This window comes from Streptacidiphilus pinicola, from assembly GCF_003258295.1.
In the GTDB taxonomy this organism is placed as follows: domain Bacteria; phylum Actinomycetota; class Actinomycetes; order Streptomycetales; family Streptomycetaceae; genus Streptacidiphilus; species Streptacidiphilus pinicola.
This window is the reverse complement of the sequence record NZ_QKYN01000076.1, coordinates 32,202-32,680: the sequence shown is the minus strand read 5'-3', so window position 1 is coordinate 32,680 and position 479 is coordinate 32,202. Positions and strand designations below refer to the sequence as shown.

2 pseudogenes are annotated in these 479 nt (G+C 74.3%); one reads left to right on the top strand and one right to left on the bottom strand.

The features are described 5' to 3' along the window. Nucleotides 1-245: pseudogene (locus DN069_RS20210) on the bottom strand (alpha/beta hydrolase family protein); the annotation flags it as partial. A gap of 9 nt (nucleotides 246-254) precedes the next feature. Between DN069_RS20210 and DN069_RS20205 the strand changes: the two are divergent. Beyond that, nucleotides 255-479: pseudogene (locus DN069_RS20205) on the top strand (CocE/NonD family hydrolase); the annotation flags it as partial.

The window sequence follows — 479 nt, the reverse complement described above, 5'->3', positions numbered from 1 at the left end:
CGGGGGGCGATGGGGCCCACGCCTGTCGCGGCCCCGGCCGTCAGCAGCGAGATCGCCCCGCCGTACGAGCCTCCGGCGATCCCCACCCGCGGGTCGTCCGGCCCGTCCCGCAGCACGTCGGGCTGGTGCCCGAGCCAGTCGATCAGCCGGCTGACGTCCGCGACCTCGCGGTCCGGCGCGTCCAGCCCGATCGCCCCGGTCGACTTCCCGAAGCCGCGCGCCGACCAGGTCATCACCCGGTAGCCGTGCTGCGGGACGGGCCGGACGACCCGCGGGTGGGGATCGCCGGAGGCTCGTACGGCGGGGCGATCTCGCTGCTGACGGCCGGTTACGACAAGCGCGTGGACGCCATCGCGCCGCAGATCACCTGGTGGGACCTCGGCGACGCGCTGTTCCCGAACGGGGTGTTCAAGAAGCTCTGGTCCGGGGTCTTCTTCACCAGCGGCGGCGGCACGAGCTGCCGGTTCACCGCCCAGCTG